The organism is Celeribacter baekdonensis (assembly GCF_003047105.1).
GTDB classification, from domain to species: domain Bacteria; phylum Pseudomonadota; class Alphaproteobacteria; order Rhodobacterales; family Rhodobacteraceae; genus Celeribacter; species Celeribacter baekdonensis_B.
On sequence record NZ_CP028475.1, the window covers coordinates 2,854,396 to 2,878,417 of the forward strand.

General features: G+C 54.2%; 25 protein-coding genes. 14 read left to right on the top strand and 11 right to left on the bottom strand.

Features of this window, described 5'->3' with window-relative positions; genetic code table 11:
• Position 1: 1 nt before the first annotated feature.
• The 4 genes from DA792_RS17650 to DA792_RS17665 all read right to left on the bottom strand — a co-directional run bounded on the left by DA792_RS17650 (position 2) and on the right by DA792_RS17665 (position 3,856).
• Positions 2-1,063 carry an ABC transporter ATP-binding protein gene (locus tag DA792_RS17650; RefSeq protein WP_107721604.1) on the bottom strand — a complete coding sequence of 354 codons (1,062 nt, stop codon included), beginning with the start codon at positions 1,061-1,063 and terminating at the stop codon, positions 2-4.
• Entirely contained in the window at positions 1,060-1,851 is a 792-nt protein-coding gene (locus DA792_RS17655; RefSeq protein ID WP_107721606.1) for an ABC transporter permease, read from the bottom strand. The genes DA792_RS17650 and DA792_RS17655 overlap by 4 nt, the downstream gene beginning before the upstream one ends.
• Positions 1,844-2,704 (bottom strand): ABC transporter permease, encoded by an 861-nt coding sequence (locus DA792_RS17660; protein WP_199908086.1) that lies wholly within the window; start codon positions 2,702-2,704, stop codon positions 1,844-1,846. Before DA792_RS17660 ends, DA792_RS17655 begins: the two co-directional genes overlap by 8 nt.
• Before the next feature lie 108 nt (positions 2,705-2,812).
• A complete protein-coding gene (locus DA792_RS17665; protein WP_107721608.1) occupies positions 2,813-3,856 on the bottom strand; it encodes a polyamine ABC transporter substrate-binding protein in 1,044 nt (347 codons plus the stop codon).
• Positions 3,857-4,051: 195 nt separating this feature from the next.
• On the opposite strand from DA792_RS17665, the gene DA792_RS17670 reads away from it, so the two are divergent.
• The 3 genes from DA792_RS17670 (at position 4,052) to DA792_RS17680 (ending at position 7,523) form a co-directional block, all read left to right on the top strand.
• Positions 4,052-4,984 (top strand): GntR family transcriptional regulator, encoded by a 933-nt coding sequence (locus DA792_RS17670; protein ID WP_107721610.1) that lies wholly within the window; start codon positions 4,052-4,054, stop codon positions 4,982-4,984.
• On the top strand, positions 4,981-6,249 hold the full coding sequence (locus DA792_RS17675) for a nucleotide disphospho-sugar-binding domain-containing protein (protein WP_107721612.1): 1,269 nt from the start codon (positions 4,981-4,983) through the stop codon (positions 6,247-6,249). The genes DA792_RS17670 and DA792_RS17675 overlap by 4 nt, the downstream gene beginning before the upstream one ends.
• Positions 6,250-6,374: 125 nt before the next feature.
• Entirely contained in the window at positions 6,375-7,523 is a 1,149-nt protein-coding gene (locus DA792_RS17680) for a muconate cycloisomerase family protein (protein WP_302666021.1), read from the top strand.
• Between the two features lie 85 nt (positions 7,524-7,608).
• Here DA792_RS17680 and DA792_RS17685 read toward each other — a convergent pair whose 3' ends face one another.
• From DA792_RS17685 to DA792_RS17695, 3 genes are all read right to left on the bottom strand, one after another.
• The gene (locus DA792_RS17685; RefSeq protein ID WP_107721613.1) at positions 7,609-8,499 is read right to left on the bottom strand and encodes a LysR family transcriptional regulator; all 891 of its coding nucleotides are present in this window, start codon (positions 8,497-8,499) and stop codon (positions 7,609-7,611) included.
• A 105-nt stretch (positions 8,500-8,604) separates the two neighbouring features.
• A complete protein-coding gene (locus DA792_RS17690) occupies positions 8,605-9,480 on the bottom strand; it encodes a dioxygenase family protein (protein ID WP_107721615.1) in 876 nt (291 codons plus the stop codon).
• Positions 9,468-9,689: a hypothetical protein gene (locus DA792_RS17695; protein ID WP_159075318.1), complete on the bottom strand. Its 222-nt coding sequence runs from the start codon at positions 9,687-9,689 to the stop codon at positions 9,468-9,470. Before DA792_RS17695 ends, DA792_RS17690 begins: the two co-directional genes overlap by 13 nt.
• A gap of 61 nt (positions 9,690-9,750) precedes the next feature.
• On the opposite strand from DA792_RS17695, the gene DA792_RS17700 reads away from it, so the two are divergent.
• Positions 9,751-10,131, top strand: coding sequence for a hypothetical protein (locus tag DA792_RS17700; RefSeq protein ID WP_107721618.1), 381 nt, complete (start codon positions 9,751-9,753; stop codon positions 10,129-10,131).
• Positions 10,128-10,985 (top strand): alpha/beta fold hydrolase, encoded by an 858-nt coding sequence (locus tag DA792_RS17705; RefSeq protein ID WP_107721620.1) that lies wholly within the window; start codon positions 10,128-10,130, stop codon positions 10,983-10,985. Before DA792_RS17700 ends, DA792_RS17705 begins: the two co-directional genes overlap by 4 nt.
• Before the next feature lie 134 nt (positions 10,986-11,119).
• On the opposite strand, the gene fliP is transcribed toward DA792_RS17705, so the two are convergent.
• Genes fliP through fliF form a run of 4 tightly spaced genes read right to left on the bottom strand, consistent with a single transcriptional unit; the run spans position 11,120 to position 14,412 of the window.
• Complete coding sequence (fliP, locus tag DA792_RS17710) at positions 11,120-11,854, bottom strand: flagellar type III secretion system pore protein FliP (RefSeq protein WP_107721622.1); 735 nt, start codon at positions 11,852-11,854, stop codon at positions 11,120-11,122.
• A gap of 5 nt (positions 11,855-11,859) precedes the next feature.
• Positions 11,860-12,138 (bottom strand): FliM/FliN family flagellar motor switch protein, encoded by a 279-nt coding sequence (locus tag DA792_RS17715; RefSeq protein WP_107721624.1) that lies wholly within the window; start codon positions 12,136-12,138, stop codon positions 11,860-11,862.
• A complete protein-coding gene (locus tag DA792_RS17720; protein WP_107721626.1) occupies positions 12,131-12,766 on the bottom strand; it encodes a flagellar biosynthesis protein in 636 nt (211 codons plus the stop codon). The genes DA792_RS17715 and DA792_RS17720 overlap by 8 nt, the downstream gene beginning before the upstream one ends.
• Positions 12,766-14,412: a flagellar basal-body MS-ring/collar protein FliF gene (gene fliF / locus DA792_RS17725; RefSeq protein WP_107721628.1), complete on the bottom strand. Its 1,647-nt coding sequence runs from the start codon at positions 14,410-14,412 to the stop codon at positions 12,766-12,768. Before fliF ends, DA792_RS17720 begins: the two co-directional genes overlap by 1 nt.
• Before the next feature lie 127 nt (positions 14,413-14,539).
• On the opposite strand from fliF, the gene DA792_RS17730 reads away from it, so the two are divergent.
• From DA792_RS17730 to DA792_RS17770, 9 genes are all read left to right on the top strand, one after another.
• Entirely contained in the window at positions 14,540-15,040 is a 501-nt protein-coding gene (locus DA792_RS17730; protein WP_107721630.1) for a flagellar basal body-associated FliL family protein, read from the top strand.
• Positions 15,041-15,050: 10 nt separating this feature from the next.
• Positions 15,051-15,458 carry a hypothetical protein gene (locus DA792_RS17735; RefSeq protein ID WP_107721632.1) on the top strand — a complete coding sequence of 136 codons (408 nt, stop codon included), beginning with the start codon at positions 15,051-15,053 and terminating at the stop codon, positions 15,456-15,458.
• 146 nt (positions 15,459-15,604) lie between these two features.
• Positions 15,605-16,084 (top strand): MotE family protein, encoded by a 480-nt coding sequence (locus DA792_RS17740; protein WP_254679306.1) that lies wholly within the window; start codon positions 15,605-15,607, stop codon positions 16,082-16,084.
• Between the two features lie 77 nt (positions 16,085-16,161).
• Positions 16,162-17,031, top strand: a complete 870-nt coding sequence (gene motA / locus DA792_RS17745; RefSeq protein WP_107721636.1) for a flagellar motor stator protein MotA — start codon at positions 16,162-16,164, stop codon at positions 17,029-17,031.
• Positions 17,028-19,451, top strand: coding sequence for a hypothetical protein (locus DA792_RS17750; RefSeq protein WP_107721638.1), 2,424 nt, complete (start codon positions 17,028-17,030; stop codon positions 19,449-19,451). The genes motA and DA792_RS17750 overlap by 4 nt, the downstream gene beginning before the upstream one ends.
• 237 nt (positions 19,452-19,688) lie before the next feature.
• Positions 19,689-21,779, top strand: coding sequence for a flagellar biosynthesis protein FlhA (gene flhA, locus DA792_RS17755; protein WP_107721640.1), 2,091 nt, complete (start codon positions 19,689-19,691; stop codon positions 21,777-21,779).
• A complete protein-coding gene (locus DA792_RS17760) occupies positions 21,776-22,552 on the top strand; it encodes a flagellar biosynthetic protein FliR (protein ID WP_107721642.1) in 777 nt (258 codons plus the stop codon). Before flhA ends, DA792_RS17760 begins: the two co-directional genes overlap by 4 nt.
• Positions 22,552-23,646, top strand: a complete 1,095-nt coding sequence (locus tag DA792_RS17765) for an EscU/YscU/HrcU family type III secretion system export apparatus switch protein (protein ID WP_107721644.1) — start codon at positions 22,552-22,554, stop codon at positions 23,644-23,646. Before DA792_RS17760 ends, DA792_RS17765 begins: the two co-directional genes overlap by 1 nt.
• Positions 23,643-24,014 (top strand): hypothetical protein, encoded by a 372-nt coding sequence (locus DA792_RS17770; RefSeq protein WP_107721646.1) that lies wholly within the window; start codon positions 23,643-23,645, stop codon positions 24,012-24,014. Before DA792_RS17765 ends, DA792_RS17770 begins: the two co-directional genes overlap by 4 nt.
• The last annotated feature ends 8 nt before the right edge of the window (positions 24,015-24,022 follow it).

Here is a 24,022-nt window from a genome sequence, read left to right on the forward strand (position 1 = left end):
TTCAATTTGGGAAAATATGGGTGTCTTTGGCGGACCACTGCACGGTGATACTTTGGCCGACTTCGGGGGCGTGGCCGTCCGCCTCATCTGCGGTCATCCGCGAAATCACCGGGGTGTCTGAGAGCGGCGTTTTGATATGCAGCAACAGATCAAGACCGTGATAGGCCACCGCGACGATCTCGCCGCTCAACTGGTTGTCGCCGGTGCCGGTGACATGGAGCCGCTCGGGGCGAATGGCGGCGAGGGCCGCGCCATTCTTGGCGATCTCAGCGATGCTTTCGGATCGGATCACACGGCCATCCATGCCAACGAAGTCAGCACCCTTTTTGTGGACCGGCAGGAAATTCATCACCCCGATAAAGTCGGCGGCAAATTTGCTTTGCGGCGCTTCGTAAATGTCATGTGGGCTGCCGACCTGCAAAAGTTTGCCATCCTTCATGATGGCGATGCGGTCGGCCATAACCAAAGCCTCTTCTTGGTCATGGGTCACGATGATAAAGGTGATGCCGAACTCATGCTGCAACCGTTTGAGTTCAAGCTGCATCTCGCTGCGCAGTTTTTTGTCCAACGCGCCCAGCGGTTCGTCGAGCAAAAGCACCTTTGGCCGTTTCACCAAAGCCCGCGCCAAGGCGACCCGTTGGCGTTGCCCACCCGAAAGTTGGTCGGGTTTGCGTTTGGCCAAATGACCAAGCTGAATGACCTCAAGGATCTCATTGACCCGCGCTGCGATCTCCGCTTTCGGCAGGCGATCCATCTCAAGCCCGTAAGCAATGTTTTGCGCCACGGTCATATGCGGGAACAGCGCGTAGGATTGGAACATCAGGTTTAAAGGCCGCTGGTTGGGCGCGAGTCCGGCGATGGACGTACCCTCCAGCGTGATGTCACCGGCCGAGAGGTCTTCAAACCCCGCGAGCATGCGCAACAGGGTGGTTTTGCCACTGCCTGAGGCGCCGAGGAGCGCGAAGAACTCGTTCTTGCGAATGTCCAGCGACACGCCATCGACAGCTTGCACAGTGCCAAAGGTCTTGGAGACGTCTTTGATGCTTAAAAACGATTGGGTCATTGGCCGGGCAAGCCTCCTTTGTTCAGTCGCTGGGAGAGGGCCAGTGCGATCACAGAGACCGCCATCACCAGAGTGGCCAGAGCGTTAATTTCAGGGGTCACACCAAAGCGGATCATGGCGAAAATCTGCATCGGCAGAGTGATCGAGGCGCGTCCGGCACCTGATGTGAAAAAGGCGATGATGAATTCATCCACAGAAAGGGTGAAGGCCAAAAGCGCCCCCGCAACGATGGCGGGCATCAACACCGGAATGATGACGCGTTTGAGCGTGGTAAAGGTCGAGGCACCGAGATCTGCGGAGGCTTCGACAATCGACCAGTCAAAGTTTTTCAACCGCGCCCGCACCACGGCGCAGACAAAGGCCAGGTTGAACACCACATGGCTGACGATGATCGTGTGCAGCCCCATTTTTACGCCGATCAGCGAGAAAAACGACAACAACGCGATGGCCAAAACGATGTCGGGAATGATCATCGGGGCGAAAATCAGAGTTTCCAACCATTTGCCATTACGACGGCGGATTTCGACGCCGATGGCCAACAAGCTGCCCAAAAGCGTGGACAACAGGGTCGAAAAAATCGCCACGATCAAAGTGTTGCCCGCCGCTTTGAGGATGTCCTCATTCTCAAGCAAAGCACCATACCATTTGAACGAAAACCCGGTCCAAGCGGTGGGGAGGCCACCTTCGTTAAAGGATAGGCCCACCAGCACCGAAATAGGGATGTAGAGAAAGGCAAAGATCACGCCGAGGATGACCAACATCAGGCGGAATGTGTTGCGATCAGCCATTTTGCGCTCCTTTGCGACCAGAGGCGCGCTCGGCCACGACAGCTTGCAGCATCAAAAGACCAAGCATCACCGCGATCAACACCATCGAAAGCGCCGCACCAAAGGGCCAATCATTCGCGGTCAGGAATTGGGCGTAGACAAGGTTGCCGATCATTTGGAACTGGCCACCGCCTAAGAGCGCGGGGGTCACGAAATTGCCGATTGAGAGGACGAAGACAAAGACAAACCCCGTGGCGATCCCCGGCACAGTCATCGGCAGCGTCACACGGCGGAACGTGGTCCATCCAGACGCGCCCAGATCGCGCGAGGCCTCGGAAATATCGGGGTTCAGACGCGACAGTGGCGCGTAACAACTGAGAATGACGAAGGGCAGGTAGTTGTAGACCAGGCCGATGATCACGGCTTGCTCCGAATACAACATGCTGGGCAATTCACCCTCAAACCCAAGCCAGCGGGCAAGGTTCACGATCAAGCCTTCGCGGTTCAGCAACACGATCCACGCATAGGTGCGCACCAGATAGTTTGACCAGAACGGCAGCACGGCAAAGAACAACAGCATGGATTGGTGGCGACGTGGCATCGCGGCAATAGCATAGGCCGCCGCATAGCCCAGTACACAGGCAATGGCGGCGGACAGCCCGGCGATCCCGGCGGATTTCAGGAAAATCTTGAAATACAGCGGGTCAAACACCAGCGCGAGGTTTTCAAATGTGACTGTATACTCAATCCCGCCGTAAATGCCCCGCCGGAAAAAGGCGAGCACGAGGATGAGCACACAGGGCACAACCATCAACCCAAACAGCCAGAACATGGCCGGGGTCATCAAGATCATGGGGCGGCGGTCAGTGGACATAGAAAATCCCTGTGCTGAACCAGTCAGCATCATTTTGTGCGATTGGGGGGGGATGGTCCCGCCCTTGGGGAAAGAGGCGGGACCAAAAGGGAGCGAGGCGTGTTTGGATCAGTTCGCTTTGATCTCGGAGACGAGGCGAGAATAGTCGCGCTGGGCGGCTCCCACGTCACGCAATTGCTCAAATTTCAACATATCCGCCGGGGCCATGCCCATGTTTGGGAATGTCTCGATCAGCGCCGGGTCGACACCGTCCATCGCGGCCTTGTTCGGCACTTTGTAGAGGATGTTTTCGGCGGCCCAACGGTGATTTTCGGCATCCAGAATGTAGTTCACAAATGCATAGGCCGCATCTTTGTGCTCAGACGCCTTCAGGATCACCATCGTGTCGACCCAAAGATCAGAACCTTCAGTCGGGATCATGTATTTGATGTCGGAATTTTCACCGATGCCGTAGTTGCACCAGCCATCCCATGCTTGCACCAATTCTGCTTCGCCGGACACAAGCTTGGCGTAGAACGTCGTGTCATCATAGGCCAGCAAAGTGCCTTTGGCTTTGATCAAAAGATCACGCACTTCGGCCATTTTGTCGGGATCTGTTTCGTTCACCGAATAGCCAAGCGCCAATTGACCCGCAGCCAACAACCAACGGTCGGTTGCGAGCATGGTGGTCTTGCCGGAGACGGCTTCGGTGGGTTCCAAAAGATCGTACCAAGAGGTCGGTTCTGCAACCAGATCGGAGCGATAGCAAAGCCCAGTCGTGCCCCAGGCATAAGGCAGCGAGAACACGTTGCCCGGATCGTGCGGCAGCTCGGTGGCTTCGGTGTAGAGATTGGCGATGTTGGGGATTTTGTCGTGGTCGAGCTCTTCGGCCAAACCTAGGTTGTGCAAGACTTCGGCAAACGGCGAGGACACAAAGACAACATCATAACCTGCGCCTTTTGACGCGATCAATTTGCCCATGATTTCTTCGTTTGTGGCGTGCAACACCAGTTCGGCTTCGTTGCCGGTTGCGGCGTTGAACGTGTCAATCGCATCGGCGGCCATATAGCCATCCCAGTTTGACACGGTGAGCGGCTCAGCCAGCACAGGTGCGGCCAGCGCAGCCAGTGTCACGGTCAAGCAAACACCGCTGCGCAGTGTGTGTTGTATCATAAACGTAACCTCCAATGGGTCTGTTGGACTGTCCGAACCATGGTTCGGTAATTTGTGTTGCGATTCTTTATGATCGCTATAGTCTTAGTATTAATCGTAGAAATTATACGTCAATTTGTTTTTGCGGTCTTTTTTGGTGGCGGCCGATTGGTCGGATGCTCTGGGCCCAAAACCCCAGCCTCAGAGGAGGGGCTTATGCCGAGATCGCGCAGCAACACGCGTCAAAACCACCTAAAGCTGGCCCGCCAGATCATTGAGTTCATTTTAGAGCATGATTTGAATAAGGGAGATCACCTGCCGGAATCGGTCTTGTCCGAGGCGTGTGGGGTGTCGAGAACGCCCATTAGATCCGCATTTAAGCTATTGGAACAAAAAGATATTGTTCAAAGGCGCGAGGAGGGTGGGTTTTTCCTTAATCTCACGCCGGATGCTCTGTCGGCGGACATCTCCTCTGATCTTGATGATATGGAGGGGTCTTTGGCGGCGCGCATTCTCTCGGATCGGGCTGAGCGCCGCCTCTCAGATGTTCAGTCTGTCAGCGCGCTTGTTCGGCGCTACGGCGCACCAAGATCGTCTGTATTAAATTCACTAAAAATACTGTCTTCCGACGGAATCGTTGTTCAGCTTCCGGGCCGCGCTTGGGCGTTTCAGCCGATGTTGGACACGCCAAACGCGATTGAAGAAAGCCTCGCCTTTCGATTGACGCTTGAACCACAGGCCATTTTGACGCCGGGTTTTCAGGTCGACAGCCAAAAGATCGGCTTGATGCGGCAACAGACGGAAGAGTTTCTCCAACGCCCTGATGGCAAGCTCAGTTCCTCGGCTTTTCTACGCTTGGATTGCGCCTTTCACAGCTTCATCGCCGAAAGTTCTGGCAACCGTTTTGCGCGCGGCGTCTTGCTGGCTCATCAGCGCCTGCGCCTCTCGACGCAAAAGGATCACACCATCGCGGATTTTCGCCTGCGCCAATCGCTGAATGAACATCTGGGTATTCTCGACAGTCTGGAGCGGATGCAACTTCAGCTTGCCGCCGACCAAATGGTGCTGCATCTACGGCGCAGCCAGATCCGTAAACCGCAAACGGTCAATCGCGGCATTCTACCCCTCGCGCGCGGAGGCTCATTATGACGAAGCCCATTATTGCCCTTTTCCCCGAAGCCAGTTTTGGCTCTGCTCTCAATTGCGTTGGTATTGCGCAAGACTTGCAACGCTATGGCGCTATCCCGGTGTTCCTATGCCACCCTGGGTTCAACGGTGTTTTTGCCGAATACGGGTTTAAGGAATACCAACTTCCGGCCACAGCACCCTCACAACCGCAAACCGAAGACACATGGCAGAGCTTTGTCACGGCCCATGTCGCCCATTTCAACCAAGATCCCATGGCACAACTGCACAGCTATGTTGCGCCCACTTGGGACGCGATTGTGGACACGGCGATCCGGGCCGAGGACGGGCTTGAGACCCTGCTCAAACGGATCAAACCCGCGGGGATTGTGCTCGACAACGTCATCATGTTTCCGGCCATCGCGAATGCGGGCGTGCCTTGGGTGCGTGTGGTGTCCTGTACCGAAACCGAAATCCCTGATGCACATGTCCCGCCCTATTTGTCGGGCATGGCCGCAGACGATCCTGCGCGCCCGGCCTTTGAGGCGGCCTATCTTGAGATCACGGCCCCGGCGCATCACAGATACAACGTGTTCCGGGGTCAGCGCGGCCTGCCGCCCCTGCCTGCGGGTCTGTTTTTGGAACCTTCGCCTTATTTGAACCTATTGCTGGCCCCCACGGCGATCCGTCATGACCGCGTGGTGCCGCTGGACGAGCGTCTGTTCGTGTTTCTCGAAGGTTGCGTGCGCGAAGAGGCGCAATTCGACCCGCCGCCCCTGCCTGTCAACGAGGGGCCGATTGTCTACATGAGCTTTGGGAGCCTTGGGGCCATCGACACTGAGCTGTTTGCGCGGATGATCGAAGTGTTTGCCACCATTCCCGCCCGGTTCTTTGTCAATGTCGGTGGCTTTTTGGAAAGCTACAGCCAAGTGCCTGACAATGTGTATCTGGGCAGTTGGTTCCCACAGCCCTCGATCGTGTCGCAAGCGGATTTGTTCATCCACCACGGCGGCAACAACAGCTATTGCGAGGCGATGTATTTTGGTGTGCCGTCTCTAGTGATGCCCTATTGTTGGGATGGTCATGACAATGGTCTGCGCGCCGAGCAGACTGGCACGGGTGCGTTTTTGCAGCGCAACGACTGGACGCCCGAACAATTGCGCGAGGTGATCAGCGCGCTTCTGGGAGATACGGCGATGTTGGCCCATCTCAAAACCATTTCTGAGCAGATGAAAGCAACCCCCGGTACGCGCATCGCGGCGCAGTCTATTTTGACAGTGATTTCATAAATGTAGGCCAGTTTTAGTCCGCAACAGTTCTTTAGGGTATCACCCAAGACCCGGCGCATCATCGACACAAGGCGGCTGTGACGCGCAAACTCATCGCAACAAAACTTATAAATGCGGTGACAGACGTGACGAAAATCGACCAGATCGAAACCATGATCCTCGATATCCCAACCATTCGGGGACATGTGTTGTCGATGGCAACGATGCGGATGCAATCGGCTGTTCTGGTCCGTATGACGTTTTCTGATGGGTCCGAAGGTCTTGGCGAGGGTACAACAATTGGCGGGCTGAGCTACGGTCCGGAAAGCCCGGAAAGCATTCAATCGGCCATTGAGACCTATATTGCACCGGCTCTGCTGGGTCGTGACGCCGATAATGTGAATGGCATCCTTCAGCTCATGGACAAACAGGTGCGCGGCAACCGGATCGCAAAAGCGGCTGTCGAGATTGCCCTTTGGGACGGTTTGGGCAAGCGTCTTGGGGTTCCCGTTTCGCAGCTTTTCGGCGGCGGGGTGGCGGACAAAATGCCCGTGGCGTGGACCTTGGCGTCGGGCCATTCAGAGACAGATATTGCCGAGGCGTTGGACATGATGGAGGCGCGTCGCCACAATATTTTTAAGCTCAAGATCGGAAAGCGTTCCGTGCGGGAAGACGTGGCACATGTCGCCCGGATCAAAGATGCGCTTGGAGATGCGGCCAGCATTCGTGTGGACATCAACCAGGCGTGGTCTCTTTCCGAGGCGCGGTGGGGATTGAAGGGCTTACAAGACGTTGGGTGCGAGTTGGTCGAACAGCCAGTGCAGGCGCGCTACCTCGACGCGATGGCGGAGTTGACCCGGTCCTATGAGATTGCTGTCATGGCGGATGAGGCGCTGAACGGACCCGAGGACGCTTTCGCGGTGGCCACCCATCGTGCCGCTGATGTGTTTGCGGTGAAAATCGGGCAATCTGGCGGACTGAAACGCGCCGCCGAAGTGATTTCGGTCGGGCAGGCGGCGGGGATCAGTCTTTATGCTGGCACAATGCTTGAGACGGGATTGAGCACGGCTGCGGCACTTCAAATCTTTTCGACGGTCGAGACTTTGCAATGGGGTACGGAACTCTTTGGCCCGCTGCTGTTGACCGAAGACATTCTGGCCGACCCCATCATCTACAGGGATTTTTGCGTCGAAGTTCCGCAGGGGCCGGGGATCGGCATCAGTTTGGACCCGGACAAGATCAAATTCTTTTGCCGGGGAGGCGGGGGACGATTGCAAACCGTCGCTGGGGCATAGCCCGCGGGCAACACAGTGTGTCAGCGCAAGAACATGGCCGTGACGTTCAGGACGAGGAAAAAGCTCCAATCATGGCCGATAGCTTTCAGATCAGTTTTCGCGCGACGCGCTGTGCAAGTTTGACAAAATTCTGAACATGCACGCCCTGCTCGTCCAGACGATAATTTAAGGACAGAGACGTTCGTGCGATTGCGGGCTCGATCTTAAGGAACTTGATCCCGTTTCGGGGCGTCGATCCGACCGAGGCGGGGACGATACACACGCCCTCGCCGATCGCGACGAGGCTCAGCGCAGTGTGCAAATCCATGGTAAAAACGCGCATCGGAACCGTGAAACCGGCATCTTCGCAGGCTTTGATCACCATATCTGCGTAGCTGGGGCGCGGGAATTCCGGGTAAAGGATCAGGTTATGCGTTGCGAGTTTGCTAAGGTCGGCAATCTGGCGCGACCCTGTGTCGAACGTATCCGGCAGGGCAAGGACCAAATCTTCTATCACAAGCTCTTTCACCGCGAATTCAGGATCTTTCAGAGCGGGGCGTGCGAAGGCGACGTCGATCATCCTTGAGACGAGCTGCTTTTGAAGTTGAGCATTGTTCAAAGGGATCAGACTCATGTTGACCGTCGGGTAGGTGGCACGAAAGGATTTTATGATCGTTGGAAAAATCCCATAGGTCGAAGAACCAACAAACCCGATGCGCAGTCGCCCCTCGGCGCCTTGGCCGATCCGTCGAATTTCCAGTTTTGTGTCATCCAATTGCGCCAGAATGGATTTGCTGCGTTCAAGCAACCGCTCGCCCGCCTGCGTCAGAGTGATTGCACTGCGGCCACGGTTAAAGAGGATTGCTCCAAGGTCTTCTTCAATCTGTTTTATCGCCCGGCTCAACGGAGGTTGGGCCATGTCGAGCCGCTCTGCCGCACGGCCAAAATGAAGCTCCTCTGCAACTGCGATGAAATAGGTCATCTGTTTGAAATTCATAGCCCCCCGCCTGACATCCGCCCTTGTCGTTTCAACTGTAAGTCACGCCCGCGATTAAAAAAAGGCCCCCGATCTACGGGGGCCATTCACAGGAAGGTACAGGTTTTATTCGGCTGCGACTGATGTCGCGTTTGCGTCCGCCTTGAGGACGAAGTCGAACTCGAAGTGCAAGTCGGTTCCAAGCGCTTCTGCCGCAGGCTTGAACGTGCCGATCAGGCTGTCCTTGACGGCAAACACGCTGTCATTGTCGAGCCAATCACTTTCGGCATCGTAAATCTGGCTGATCAAAGGGCGATAGCCGTCTTTAGAGAAGATAAAGTGCATATGGCCGGGACGGTTTGGGTGATGCCCCATAAACCGCAACAGCTCGCCCGCGGTCTCATTGTCCGGGATCGGGTAGGGCACAGGCCGAACGGCAACAAAGGCGTAGTGGCCGTTTTCATCGGTCTCAAAGCGACCGCGAAGATTGTATTCCGGCTGCTCAGGGTCGAGGTTTTCGTAAATTCCGTTTGGCGCATCCTCCCAGACGTCCATGGTGACACCGGCAACACCATTGCCGGCTGCGTCGCGGATATACCCTTCGTAATAGGCGGTTTCCTCATTGTCGTAATGTTTGAGGATCGTGGATGCGCCTTTGGGGAGGACGGGCGGATTTTCGCGGTAAAATGGCCCAAGAACGGTCGATTCACTTTCCGTGCCTTCAATGGGGTTCGACAACATGTCGACCAACACTTCAACACCCAAAATATCGCCCAAAAGAATGAATTCCTGACGGTTTTCATCACAGGTCTGCCCTGCCCGTTTCAGAAAGTCGCACCCTTCCAAAAATTCGCCATGTTGCAGGTTCACGTCTTTACAGAACCCATGCAAGTGCTTGATGAGCGAGGTCATGATCTCGCGCTGGCGGTCGGTGATATCACCGGACTTGCCCAGACTCGCGATCACGACATCCGTGATGTTTTCAAGGTTTACAATGCCCATGTTTTCTCCTCCACATTGGCGACTTTGTCTTTTGGACAGGACGCGGTTTTCAGGCCGGTCTTTGCATATTCTTCGGGCAAGCGGGTGTTTGAACCAATGCCGTGAGCGGTATCGGGTGATACCCGACCATGCGCTGGGTCGTGCTCCATCGCCACGTTGGTGCCATGGTCTCCGTGTTTGAGAGTATCACCCCATACCCAGACCGGCATGGCAAGACTGCCCCGCGACATGGCACCTGTGGTTCATCAAGGTTCTGTAGAGGAGATGTAGGTGATTAAGGTATTCCAGAACATACAAACGCAACTGAACACGACACCGCACCTACTGCGTTTGGGCCGCCTGTTTTCCGAGACTGTTTTGATCGAGATTGACGGTGAAGAGATCTATCTCACCTTTGAGAAAGGTCGGTTGGTTGAAGTGATGCCTGGCCCCAGCCGGAAGACGCCTTGGCGCTTTGCGTTTCGGACAGATGCTGAGGCTTTGCAAAAATTCTGGCAGCCTCTTCCCGAGGCCGGATTTCATGATCTGTTTGGTCTTGTCAAAATCGGCCGCGGACGGATTGATGGTGATATCCTTTGCCTCGTCAAAAACTTGCGGTTTTTCAAAGATGTTATGGCGCTTGCGCGCCTGTCAAAAGAGGTGGCAGCATGAGTATTGAACCCATCATTGGGCGCTATCTGACTGTGACGGTCGCTGGCGCATCGCGTCGCATCTTTTTCGAAGAAGCCGGGCAGGGGCGTCCCGTTCTGTGCCTTCACACGGCGGGTGCGGATACCCGCCAATGGCGGCATCTGATGAATGACGCTGACATCACTGCCTCTAACCGTCTGATCGCGTTCGATATGCCGTGGCACGGCAAATCTTTGCCGCCTGAAGGGTTTGAAACGCAGGAATACCTGCTCACAACCGACGCCTATATTGAAACGGTTCTCGCGGTCATTGACGGGCTTGGCCTTGACCGCCCGCTTCTTGCCGGCTGTTCGATGGGGGGGCGCATCGCACTACAGCTTGCTGCGCTGCACCCGGAAAAATTTAGCGGCTTCATTGCCATTGAGGCGTCCGACTTTCAGCCTGCTTGGTATGACATTGACTGGTTTGATCGCCCCGACGCCCATGGTGGCGAAATGGGAGCGGCGCTTGTGTCGGCGAATATCTCTCCTTTCGCGTCACAGGTCGAGCGATCGAACACACTTTGGATGTTTATGCAGTCTGGCCCTGGGGTGTTTCGGGGTGATCTCAGCTTTTACACCCGTGACGATAGCCTGATCGCGCGTTTGGGCCAGATCGACACCGCAAAAACGCCGGTTCACATCATGGTCGGGGCCTACGATCTGACCTGCACGCCCGAAGACGCCAAGCGGACTGTCGACGCGATTCCGGGGGCGACGCTTGCGGTGATGGAGGAGCTTGGGCATTTCCCCATGAGCGAGCATCCAGAAGGCTTTCGTCCCTTTTTTGTGGAGGCGCTGAATAAGATGACGAAAGATGTTGTCGAATGTGCTTGATCGGGAGTTCTCTTTCGCGGCGGCACGTGGCGCGCGCGCCTCGTTTGACGGCGTTCGGCCACTCCTGTTCACTTGAGACGGCGGGCCAAAATACGCTCTACTCTCCACCGCTCTACAGGTGCACTGCAATCTGGCTAAAAATAGCTGCGTACCAAGGCACTTGATATCAGGGCCCATCCATCGGAGACCACGAAAAACGCCAGTTTGAAGGGCAAGGAGACGATGGCAGGCGGCACCATCATCATCCCCATCGACATCAGAATTGCCGAGACAACGAGGTCGATGATCAGGAAGGGCAGAAAAATCAAAAACCCGATCTGAAAGGCGCGTTCTATTTCCGACAAGAGGAAAGACGGAACCAAGAGTGACAGGGGGGCGTCGCGAGAGACGCCGTCGATCTCTCCCAAATCCACCCTCAACTCCTGCAGTTGCGAAAAGGTATCCGGGTCGATCCGGTTTGACATAAAGCCGCGAAACGGATCGACGGAAAGGGTGAAGGCCTCTTCAAGTTCGACTTGGCCATTCACAAAAGGCTCGACCCCGTTGGTCCAGCTTTCCATAAAAACCGGTTCCATCACGAAATAGGTCAAAAACATCGCGAGGCTGACCATCAACATGTTTGGGGGAGATTGCTGAAGGCCGATCGCCTGACGCAGGATGGACAAAACGGTGACGATGAACGGGAAACAAGTCAACGTCACCGCGATGCCGGGCACAATGCTGAGCACTGTGACCAAGAGCATGATTTGGATGGACCGCGTGGCAAGAGACCCATCCTCGCCAAGATTGAGGGTGATGTCCTGCGCAACCGCCGTATCTGCAAAAAGCGCCAAACCAAGAATGAGTGCGGGCAGTAGGAAACGCCGCATAGGCTTCACAGCCCGTTCTTGAGATCGGCCACTTCGGTCAAACGAACCGCAAGTTGCCCGGCTTGATCGCCATCGAGTTCTTGCAACTCACCACGGGCGATCAATTTGTCGCCAACATAAAGTTCGACGGGGTCGTCCACAGTACGGTCCAGCGCCAGAACGCTGTCGCTTTGAAGTTTGAGCAAATCCTTGACCAAAGGCCGCGCCTTTCCGACGGAGATCATGATTTCAATCGGCACCTGTGAAAATGGGTGCGCATTGGTGTCTTCGCTGTCGTCAACCATGTTTCATGGCCTCCTCGTTCAATGCATAGACCGCGTTGATGGCTTGGCCGATCTTGTCGACCGCCGCATCCATATCGATCCTTTTTTCCAGCTCTCCCATCCGCAGGTAGACCTGTCCGTCTGCGAGGCTGGGTTCCTCAATGATTTCCAATGGAATGGTTAACGACTCGTCAATGAGACGCTGAATTGCCGGACGTGATGCTGGAGAGATCACAATCTGAATCGGTGCATCCGAGGCATCTTCGGCCATTGGCAGGAGATGTTCCAAAATTGTTTGACCCAAAGTTTCCGCTACCAATTGCGGCAAAACTTTTGCCACCATTTCAGATAACAGAGGTTCGAGCGCTTTCATGATGTGTGATCGGGCTTCGTGGAATGTGAAGCCTAAGTCCTGAAGATTGCGGGCAAATTCCGCACCAATGCGACCCTGATCCTCGGCTTCTGCCGTTGCGGCGTCATCCCACCCCGCCTTATAGCCCTGTTCATATGCGGCCATCCGGTTGGTTTCGATTTCCTCGGGCGAGGGGCCGGCAGGCACAGGAGCGGACACAGGCGTTTGGGCCGTCTGCCGGGTTGGGGCTTTTTTAGGCGTGGCGCCGAAATCTTCCAATGGGAAAAGAGATTTCATCAGGCGGTCTCCTCCGTGTCTTCCATCCAGCCACGCAGGATCTCAACCGTTTCGTCCTGACGGTCTTCGATCAGTCGTTTCAGGCGCTTAACCGGGTCGTTGGAGATGCCAAAGTCTTCGTCGCCAAAGTCAAAATCCGAAACCACGCCAAGGGTTGGCAACTCAAAGCCACCGTCAATTTCCCCATTGAGCGCAGGCGCACTGGAACGCGGCATCTCCGGCATGGGTATTGTCGCTGGCATATTGTCCATTCCGCTCCGCTCGGCGGCGGATTCGGCAGGTGCGGGAAGGGCAGCCGTGGCCGGTTTGGACAGGATCGGGCGCAGTACAAATAGACCCAAAACCAGCGAAACAACTGCCAAAACGGCGAGTTGGATGACAGACATAAGATCAATATTGATCCCGGAAATCAGCGAACTTTGTGCCTCTGTGCCAGCAATGAGGAGAGGCTCGAACTCCATGGTTTTGATTGTAATCTGATCACCGCGTGTCTCGTCTAACCCGATGGCTGAGGACACAAGAGCGCTGAGTGAGGCCAGTTCATCTTCGCTTCGTGGGGTCCAGACGGATTCCTCGGTGTTAGGATCAATGGTTCGGATGCCATCAACCAAGACAGCAACGGTCAGCCTTTTGATGGCCCCCGGGCCACGTTGAACTTCACGGCGGGTTTCCGAGACCTCATAGTTCACGCGCTCGCGTGTTTCGCTGTTGTTTGAGCTCGAATCTCCCCCTGCGGCTCCGGCTCCGGTGGGCAGATTGGAGGCGACTGTCACCGACCCATTGCCAGAATCTTGTGAGGAATTTGAACGCTCTTCGGTTTCGGAACTGATGGCCACGCGCCCTTCCGGGTCGAATCGATGTTCAAAAATGGATTCTTGGTCGGTCACCGTTTCGAGCGAAACTTCGACCACCGCTTTGCCCACGCCCACCCGTGCCTCAAGCAAGCGCTGAACATTCTGGCGCAGTTCATCGGCGCGATCTGTGCTGGATGATGTGCCTGCTGCGGCGTCATCGCCCGAGACGACCACGCCGGAGCGACCATCAATCACCGATACGTCTTCAGGGGCCAGGCCGGAGACAGCGGAGGCAACAAGATAGCGAAACGCCTTGGCCTGATCCGTGGAGAGGGCGCCGCTGGTGGTGATGACAGTCACGGAGGCCGAGGCTGCGATTTGGCGTTTGAAGGGTTGCGAAGAAGGATTGGCGATGAGCACTCTTGCGGAGCGAATTTGCGGGGATGAAACAATCGTGCGTGCGATTTCGCCTTCTTTTGCCCGCCAATAGGCCGCGTCGAACATTTGCGATGTGGTGCCAAAGCCAGACAGGGAATCAAGCAATTCATAGCCACTGGTTGAATTCGAAGGCAGCCCTTCGGAGGCAAGTGTCATGCGCAACTCATCGCGGGCACTTGTGGGAACAAAGATCGCGCCTCCACGAATTTCATAGGCCACGCCTCGTGCCTCAAGCGATTGCACAACCTCGCCCGCCGCACTCGATTCGAGTCCGGAATACAAAAGCGCCATGGAGGGTTTGGTCACCATCCGAGACAGCCCGAGAATCGCGGCGAACATCAGCACAGTTGCGCCAATGACAATCACCCGGCGTTTCGGGTCGAGGTTGGACCAAACAGAGAGGATCTGTTGCAAGACGTCACTCCTTAGATGTGCGGGCTTCTGCCCCCGTCTGTTTTAAGGAATGTCTGATGAGCCTTAACAATCGGTTAGCTAACTTCAGGATAAAACGGATTCGAGAAAGAAATTTTTGGATGGACCCATGGCTGACGCGGAACAGCTCGACGAAGAACCGAAGAAAAAATCAAAACTCCCCCTGATCTTGGGGGTTGTCTTGATGTTGGCTTTGGGAGGCGGGGGATTTTTTGCCGTCTATTCAGGTTTGTTGCTCGCTCCTGCGGGCGGGCATGAAGAAGAGCAATTGAGCGAATTGGAGGGAGAGCCGCTCTCACTTTTACCAAGCGTCGCCTTCGTGTCGGTTGAGCCTTTGATCGTCAATCTCATTGATACCTCTGGGCGAGGTCGCCACCTGCGGTTTCAGGCGCAATTGGAAGTGCCTTTGCAATATGAACAAGAGGTGATCACCCTTCTCCCCCGGGTTGTCGATATTTTGAACGGCTATCTTCGTGCCGTTGAAGTGTCAGAACTTGAAAACCCATCCGCCTTAGTGCGGCTGCGGTCGCAGATTTTGCGGCGGGTGCAGATCGTTGCGGGTGAAGGGCGGATCAAGGACGTTCTCATCATGGAATTCGTGGTCAATTGAGGAGCCGGATATGGAACTGATAGCTGATATTTTGATGATCGCCGGGACCTTCGCCGTTGGCGTGTATTGCGCGGTTCTTGCCCGCCGACTTAGTCGGTTTACCGATCTTGAAAAAGGTGTTGGTGGCGCGATTGCCGTTTTGTCCGCTCAGGTGGATGATATGACTAAAACATTGATCAAGGCACAAAAAACAGCGGCTGGATCTGCGGTGAAGCTCGAAGATCTCACCTCGCGCGCTGAAGATGTGTCGCGCCGTTTGGAGCTGTTGATTGCCTCCATGCACGATTTGCCAGAAGCCCCCAAAACTGCTCCGAGCGGAGGTTCATCCGTTGCCCCTCAGTCTTCTTCGGTAGACGTTAATATTGAAGGCGAAACATTGTTTCTGAGTCAGAGACGCCGCGTGGAGGCCGCAGAATGAAAGCGTCCAAGCCCAAGGTAAAAAGGAAGACACCCAAACGCAAAATGCGCTCAGGCCGCGGTGCTCTGTGGATCATTGCCTTGGTCTTTTTGACCTCGGCCGTGGTGCGTTTGGCGTCGGGCACAGGTGCCGCAATTGCAAGGGAAGTGTCGGATCTTAAACATGGTGCGGGAACAGAATCGCATGGGGCGGCTGATCCGGCTGTGTGTCAAACGGACGAAGAAACTCAGGCGCTGATTGCAGCTCTTCTAAAGCGTGAAAAGCGTGTTGGCGAAAAAGAGTTTTTGGTCGCTCAGAAAATGAAAGAAATTGAAGTCGCAAAGGCTGAAATTATTGAAAGCATGGGCGTTTTAGAACAGGCGGAAGCGCGCCTGGAAGCGACCATGGTTCGTTCACAATCTGCCGCTGAGGACGATTTGGCAAAGCTCACAACCGTCTACGAATCGATGAAACCGAAAGAGGCAGCGGCGTTGTTTGAAGCGATGTCCCCCGATTTTGCCGCCGGTTTCTTGGGTCGGATGCGTCCCGATGCGGCCGGTGCCGTGATGGCGGGCCTAAAGCCCGAAACAGCCTATACAATATCTGTCATTTTGGCGGGCAGAAATGCCAATGCCCCAAGCGAATAAAATGCATTTTACAGACTTTTTTAAGAGGTTTGTGACAGGGTTATCTCACCCGGACTCTAGGTTAAGGACATAAAAACATGATCGGTATCGTTGGAATTCTGCTGATCTTTATCATGGTGTTCGGTGGCTACATTGCCGCGGGCGGCAAGCTTGGGATTATTCTCAAATCATTGCCCTTTGAGTTCATGATGATCGGCGGCGCCGCTGCTGGGGCTTTCGTGATTTCCAACGATATATCCGGTATCAAACACACGCTGAAAGATATGGGGAAAGTTTTCAAAGGCCCTAAATGGAAGCATGAAGATTACAAAGACCTGCTTTGTCTGCTTTTCGAACTGATCCGTTTGGCAAGACAAAATCCCGTGGGGCTTGAGGAGCATATTGAGGCACCTGAAAATTCTTCGATATTTACGAAATACCCTAAAATTTTGAGTGACACAGAAGCCGTGGCACTGATCTGCGATACTTTGCGCTCGGCCTCCATGAACTATGATGATCCGCATCAAGTTGAGGAAGTCCTTGAAAAGCGTCTTGAGGCGAATTTGCATCACGCTCTTCATTCGTCCCACGCCATGGCAGCGATCGGTGACGGACTTCCCGCACTTGGGATCGTCGCGGCCGTGTTGGGCGTCATCAAAACGATGGCGTCCATTGATCAGCCACCAGAAATCTTGGGCAAAATGATTGGCGGTGCTCTCGTCGGGACATTCCTTGGGGTGTTTTTGGCATACGGTCTGGTTGGGCCATTCTCGGCGAAAATGAAGGATGTCATTGAAGAAGACGGACATTTTTACCAACTCATCAGAGAAGTTCTTGTCGCAAACCTTCATAATCATGCCACGAATATTTGTATCGAGGTGGGGCGCCAAAATACTCCTGGCCATTGTCGACCGAGTTTTTCCGAGTTGGAAGAAGCCCTAAAAGAGGTCAAATCGGACGCCGCATGATCCGCGTTTTCACTGTCATTCTCGCGATTTTCATTTGTCCGCTGATGCTGCGGGCCGAATCGGTTGCTCTCCTGTCTGGAGAGCATGCCGATTTTTCGCGCATCGTTCTTCAGTTTCCGACAGTTGTGGATTGGGAGTTTGGGCGGCAGGGTGATAGCTATGCATTTCGCGTATCCGAGAAAGATATCGAATTCGATGCAAGAGCCGTTTTCGACAAGATCCCCAGAACCAGAATCACAGCCATTTCAACCGAACCATCCAGCTTTGTCATTCGGGTTTCTGATGCTGTACATGCGGATGCTTTCGAGCTGCGAGAAGGCCGTATCGTCATAGATATCAAAGATGGAGCGCCACGTTCCGCTTCAAAGTTTGAACGGCCTTTTCCTGCTGTTGAGACAAATCAAGTCATGGAGAATGACAACCTTCTTCCTTTGACAAGAGCTGTAGAAACCAACGAAACAATGCAGACTCCCATGCCCAGTTTGGCGGAGGTCAACGTCGCTGAGCCACTCCTGATTTCCGGTGATGGTCGGGACAATTTTAGAGGTGTGCAAGAGGATGTGATTGGTCAAGACATTGGCCAAGACGGTCTGGAGTTCCCGATTGTGTTTGGTGGTGGTCAAGCTGGAGGCGATCGATTTGCATCGCCACCTCTGTCAACCATGGAGACTTACGAAAAGAACACTGAGAAACGCAATCAGCGCGTTGACGAACTTCAATTGCAGTTGCTTGAACAGGTCGGACGAGCCGTATCCCAAGGATTGCTGGAGGCAGATGTGACCCCGACTGAAACCATCGTCGAAGAAGCCCAGTCACATGCTCAAACCGAGGAGCAACAGGGGCAGATCAAGGCCCCAGAAGCTGAGGTTGAAGACACTAAAGCGGATCGCAGCCACATTCTCATTCAGTCTTCAATTGATCGCGAGCAACTGCGACCAGACGACTCCACACGCCGCGATGAAAATGGCAATATCTGCCTTGAGAATACTTTGGTGGCCATCGAAAATTGGGGCGATCCACTGGATCAGGGATTGCAGCTTCCAATGTTTCGTGCGGGCGCGATTGGTGAATTTGATACCCCTGACCCAGAGGGTGTCAAACGTTTGGCGAGGTATTATCTTTTTCTGACATTTGGTGTTGAGGCAAAGTCGGTTCTAACCAATTTTGGGGTGACGGTTGAAGGGCACGATATCCTCTGGGCGATCTCTGATATTATGGACCATGGATATGCCTCTAACCCTGGGCGTTTGGACCAACAATTTCGGTGTGATGGGGAAGTCGCCTTTTGGTCTGTTATGTCCAAAAAACATCTGAACGCTTGGGAAGAGTACAACAAAAACAGTATTTTGTCGACGTTTTCCGCCTTGCCGCTGCATATTCGCCGCCACCTCGGGCCTATTCTTTCGGAACGCTTTCTTGAGATTAACGATGAGACCAGCGCGAAAAACATTCAAAATGCAATTGCACGCGCCGAAGGTGAACATGGCGATGCATACGACCTTCTCGACGCGGAATTGCAGCTCGCTGATGGTGGCACAGAAAAGGCCGTTTCAACTTTTGAAGACATTGTCCGTCAAGATGGCCCCATGGCTGCAGAAGCCTTGGTTCGTTTGATTGAGACCAAGGCGATCTCCGGTGAAGCCATCGACCGAAAATTTGCGGAGAATGCGGAAGCCATGGCGGTGGAGTATCGGGGCAGTGCTGATGGCGAGGCGCTCCAAAACGCGGCAATCCTTGCGCGGATTTACTCTGGTGATGCAGACGTCGCGCTTCGGCGCGTCCTTGATCGAGAAACAGGGTCGGGTGCAGATAAGACCACGCTAGACGTCTTAATGTCCGCAGCTTTGGAAGAATTGGCGTCAAAGAGTGATGAGATGACTTTTTCCAAAGTTGTGATCGGCAATCTTAACAAAATTTCTAATGCACCCATCACAGATTCGTCGCGTCTCAATACGTCTGAGCGCCTTATAGATATGGGGTTTTTCGATGCAGCTTTAGAAATGATGACTCGCTACAATGGTGAGGGCGACGAAGAGGCTAAGTTGATTTTGGCCAGAGCATTTTTGGGAACTGGTGAGCCAGATGCAGCTCTTCGATATGCCAGCCAAGTCCCGGGGGAAGAGGCGCGCGGCATTGAGGCAAAGGCATATTTCTATTTGAATGAACCAGAAAAAGCACTTCAATCCCTAGAGGGCCTTGGAGAAGGCACCAACAAAGACACGTTTGCTGTCATAGCCGAAGATTGGAATGGCCTCGAAGGTTCTCAAAACCCGGACGTGGCACGGTTCGCGGAGTCTGTGCTGGCAACGCTACCAATTTCGGCGAGCAACACTGATGGGACGCCTAGCCTTTCGTCTGTCCAAGACATCCTCTCTTCAAGCCGTGAGAAACGCAGTGCTCTTGAGGCTATTCTCGACTGAAAAGAGAGAGTGCAGGGCTCGTGTACACACTTTGTAAACCACGTTCACCATAGTCTCGTCGAAACAATAGCAAGAATTGCGACAGACAATGAGCGTATGGATTATTTCCAAGGGGTCTGATCTTTTGTCAGACAAGAGTGCCACATTGGGTCGCTCTGGCGTGGGGCATCAAACCGACACTCGAAAATCCTATCGCCCCATATCCCCTATTGGAACATGCATTTTTGAGGTTGCGCGATGACCTTTAGCCTCAAAGAAATATTCAAACCAACGATCATGTTGGCACTGGCGCTCATGGTGGTCATTGTCATGATGGTCCTGCCGGTGCCATCATGGATCCTCGATCTTGGACTCGCCACAAGCTTTGCGCTTGCCATTCTGATTTTTACGGTCACGCTTTTTATTGAGCGCCCGCTGGATTTCTCAGCCTTTCCCACCGTTCTTTTGGCAAGCCTGATGTTGCGCTTGTCGCTCAATGTGTCCTCTACAAAACTCATCATTGGCCAAGGCCATACCGGTACAAACGCCGCCGGAAATGTGATCGAAGGGTTTGCCAGTTTTGTGATGAGCGGATCAGTCTTGCTCGGGTTGGTTGTCTTTACGGTCCTGTTGATTGTGAACTTTATGGTGATCACCAAAGGCGCTGGTCGGATGGCGGAGGTGGGCGCGCGGTTTGCGTTGGATGGTATGCCTGGACGTCAACTTGCTATTGATGCCGATCTTTCCGCCGGCGCGATCACCCATGAACAGGCGAAACTCCGTCGCGAGTTGGAATTGGCAGAAACCACCTTTTTCGGGTCATTGGACGGGGCCTCGAAATTCGTCAAAGGTGATGCTGTTGCGGGGCTTTTGATCACTCTTATGAATATCATTATGGGGTTGGTCATTGGCGTGACTGTGCATGGAATGCCAATCGGTAAAGCCTTTGAAACCTACGCGATTTTGACAATCGGGGATGGTTTGGTCAGTCAAATTCCTTCGGTTATCATTTCTATCGCGGCTGCCCTGTTACTTGCAAAGGGCGGCACGAGTGGATCTGCTGATCTCGCTCTCTTCCGCCAATTGGGAAAATATCCGCCTGCGCTCTATACCGTCGGTGTTTTGATGACCCTCTTTGCTTTTGTTCCCGGTCTGCCATTCGTGCCGTTCATTGGTGGGGCTGCGCTCTTGGCAGGGAGTGGGTATTATATGGCGCGCAAGAATGACGAAGAAGAAAAAGAGCAGGAAAAACAAGAGGTCAAGGCAAGTGCAGAGGCAGAAAAGACAGAGTCCATGGGCGATATTTTGGACCTCGATGATATCCATGTTGAGTTTGCCCCGGACCTTGTCGCGATGGTTCTTGACCAACAAACGGGTCTTGATGCCCGTATCGTGAATATGCGCAATCATGTTGCCACCGTGTTTGGTCTCATTCTGCCGGAAATCCGTCTGACCGATGATCCGACCCTGCCTGCGGGAACATATGTCGTTCGAATTCAGGGCGTTGAGCAGGCCCGTGATCGGTTGCGCAAAGACCAGGCCCTCGCTCTTGTCTACGGTGATGCCAATGGGCTGCCCCTTGGTGAAGACGTGTCTGAACCGGTTTATGGCGCGCCCGCTCGCTGGATCGATCCGTCCAAAAAAGAAGACGCCGCCTTGATGGGGTGTACGGTTGTGAGCGCAACGGAAGTGTTGGCCACCCATCTTCTGGAAGTGATCAAGCGCAATTTCCCACGCCTTCTGACGATGAAATCGCTGCGCAGATTGCTGGACGAAATGAGCAACTTGTCGGACACCAAACGGGCTGAGGCCAACCAAAAGTTGCTCAATGACATGATCCCAGAGCGGGTGCCGATGGATTTGTTGCTCTCCGTGCTCCGACTGTTGCTTGAAGAACGTGTGTCCATTCGAAATATGGCGCTGATTTTGGAGTCGATTTCCGAGGCACGCGGCGCCCATTCCACTGCGGAATCCATTTGCGAACATGTCCGTCAGCGCCTCGGATTTCAACTGATTTCAGAGATCAAACGCGAAGATGGGACCCTGCCGCTTTTGCAACTTGCGCCAGAATGGGAGGATCGGTTTACGACCTACCAAATTGAGGGCGAGCGCGGGAGTACGGATGTCGCGCTGCCTCCCGCCGAATTTAACAAACTTGCCAAAACCATGGCGGATAAAATCGCCAAAGCTGGCGAAACGGGAATTTATCCGGGGATCGTAACGTCGACACGGCGGCGTCGGTTCCTTCGCACGGTTTTGTCTGCGCAAGGCATTCACAATCCGGTCTATTCGTTTGAGGAAATCGGAACCGACGCCAAACCCTCCCTCGTCGGCTTGGTGCCGGCATGACGGTAGAGCTTGGCGATCTGATTGGGCTGAGCCAGACAGGGTTTGCCATCGCATTTCTGGTGTTTCTACGGGTTGGTGCGGTCATGGCCGTTCTTCCCGCCTTTGGTGAGCGGTCGATCCCGGAGCGTGTGCGTTTGGTTCTGGCCATTTGTTTTACGGTGATCGTTTTCCCGGCTGTCGCGCCACAGCTTCAAACCTTGGCGTTGATGCCGTCGGGTCTGGCAAAAGGTGTCATGACCGAAGTGATCTCGGGGCTTTTGCTTGGCTTGGCGCTCAGGATCTTCGTGATGGCGCTTCAGATCGCGGGAACGATGGTGGCACAATCCACATCCCTGTCGCAAATTTTCGGAGGCGGCTCCGTTGAGGCTCAGCCAGCTATCGGGCACCTGTTGTCTGTGTCCGGTTTGGCGCTGGCGGTGATGCTAGGCTTACATGTGCGCGTGGCCGAGGTGTTGATCCTGTCCTATGACTATTTCCCCCCCGGCCTTTTCGTCGCACCTCAGGATGTGATGGTCTGGGGCGTGGGGCATGTCTCGAAAGCCTTCTCGATCTCTTTCACGCTCGCCGCCCCGTTCGTCGTTGGCTCGCTCATCTACAACGTCGCATTGGGAGTGATCAACCGTGCGATGCCGCAATTGATGGTCGCTTTTGTCGGTGCGCCAGCGATCACACTGGGCGGCCTGTTGTTGCTGTTTGCCACGGCGCCGATCTTGCTTGAAACATGGCGCTCAGGCTTTGCGCAGCTGCTCATTGATCCGTTCGGGGTGCCATAATGGCGGAGGGCGATGATGACAGTGATAAGCAATATGAACCGTCACAAAAGCGGCTTGATGATGCGCGTAAAAAGGGTGAGGTTCCCCGATCAAACGACCTGACCACTGCGGCTGCTTATTTCGGATTTATCATTGCTGCGATGGGGCTTGGGGCCACCAGTCTTCAAGGCATTGGCACCACGTTGCAATCACTTATGGCCAATGCGGATCTGAATGCGCAGGCCTGGTTTGATGGCTCGGGACGGGTTTGGACGTTGGGCCTTATGACCTCCATCGGGGGGGACTTACTGCCATGGTTTGCCATTCCGGCGGTTTTGGCTCTGACAACAGTGTTCGCCACCCGGTCGATGATTTTTGCCCCCAGCAAGCTTGAGCCGAAACTCTCAAAAATCTCTCCCATTTCGAATGCAAAAAACAAATTTGGACGCTCTGGTCTGTTTGAATTTGCGAAAAGCTTTTTCAAACTGTTGATCTACTCGATCGTGCTTGGGTTTTATCTCTATTCAAAACTGCCGGAAATTTTGGCGACGGTTTCACTGAGCCCCGGCATGGTGACGACGACATTGGTCAAATTGGTGATCGGTTTCATGACGATTGTTTTGGTGATCTCTGCTCTGATCGGCGGCGTGGATTTTCTGTTTCAATACACCGAACATATTCGCAAACACCGTATGTCACGCAAAGAAATGATGGATGAATCAAAGGATCAAGAGGGCGATCCACATTTCAAACAGAAGCGGCGTCAAAAAGGCTATGACATCGTGATGAACCAAATGCTTGCGGATGTGCCCAAAGCGGATGTGATCGTTGTGAACCCGACTCACTATGCGGTGGCATTGAAATGGGATCGCATGGCAGGCGGTGCGCCTGTGTGTGTGGCAAAAGGTGTGGATGACATTGCCGCGCGCATCCGCGAGGTGGCCAATGAGAACGCAATCCCGATTCACAGCGATCCGCCAACAGCGCGCGCTTTGTATGCGACAGTGGAAATTGGCGATCAGATCCTGCCCGAACATTATCGCGCTGTCGCGGCTTCCATCCGCTTTGCCGAGGCCATGCGTAAAAAGATGAAAACCCAATTTGGCGGTAAATGATGTCTAAAGATCTCAAAAAACTTAGAAGTCTCAAAGATATAGCGGATCTGTCTCTGACTGCAGAGCTGGCTAAACTTGCTGGGATCAAGCGCGAAGAAGAGGGCCCGAAGGCGAAGTTGCGAGAGATCGAAACGGCCCGTGCGCAGCGCGTTCATCATGTCGGAACGTCTGAGGGGTTTGATATGGCGAGCCTGATGGGGGCCGATTCAGCTTGGTATCGGTGGATTGAAAAGGAAAAGCGCCAAGCCCTGAGAGACTTGGCGCAGATTTCTGAACGACGTGAGACTCAGCTGGGGAAAACCCGGAAGGCGTTTGGGAAAAAGGATGCTTTGGAGCGCCTCACCGAGCGTCACGCCGGAAAGACGTGACGCCAATC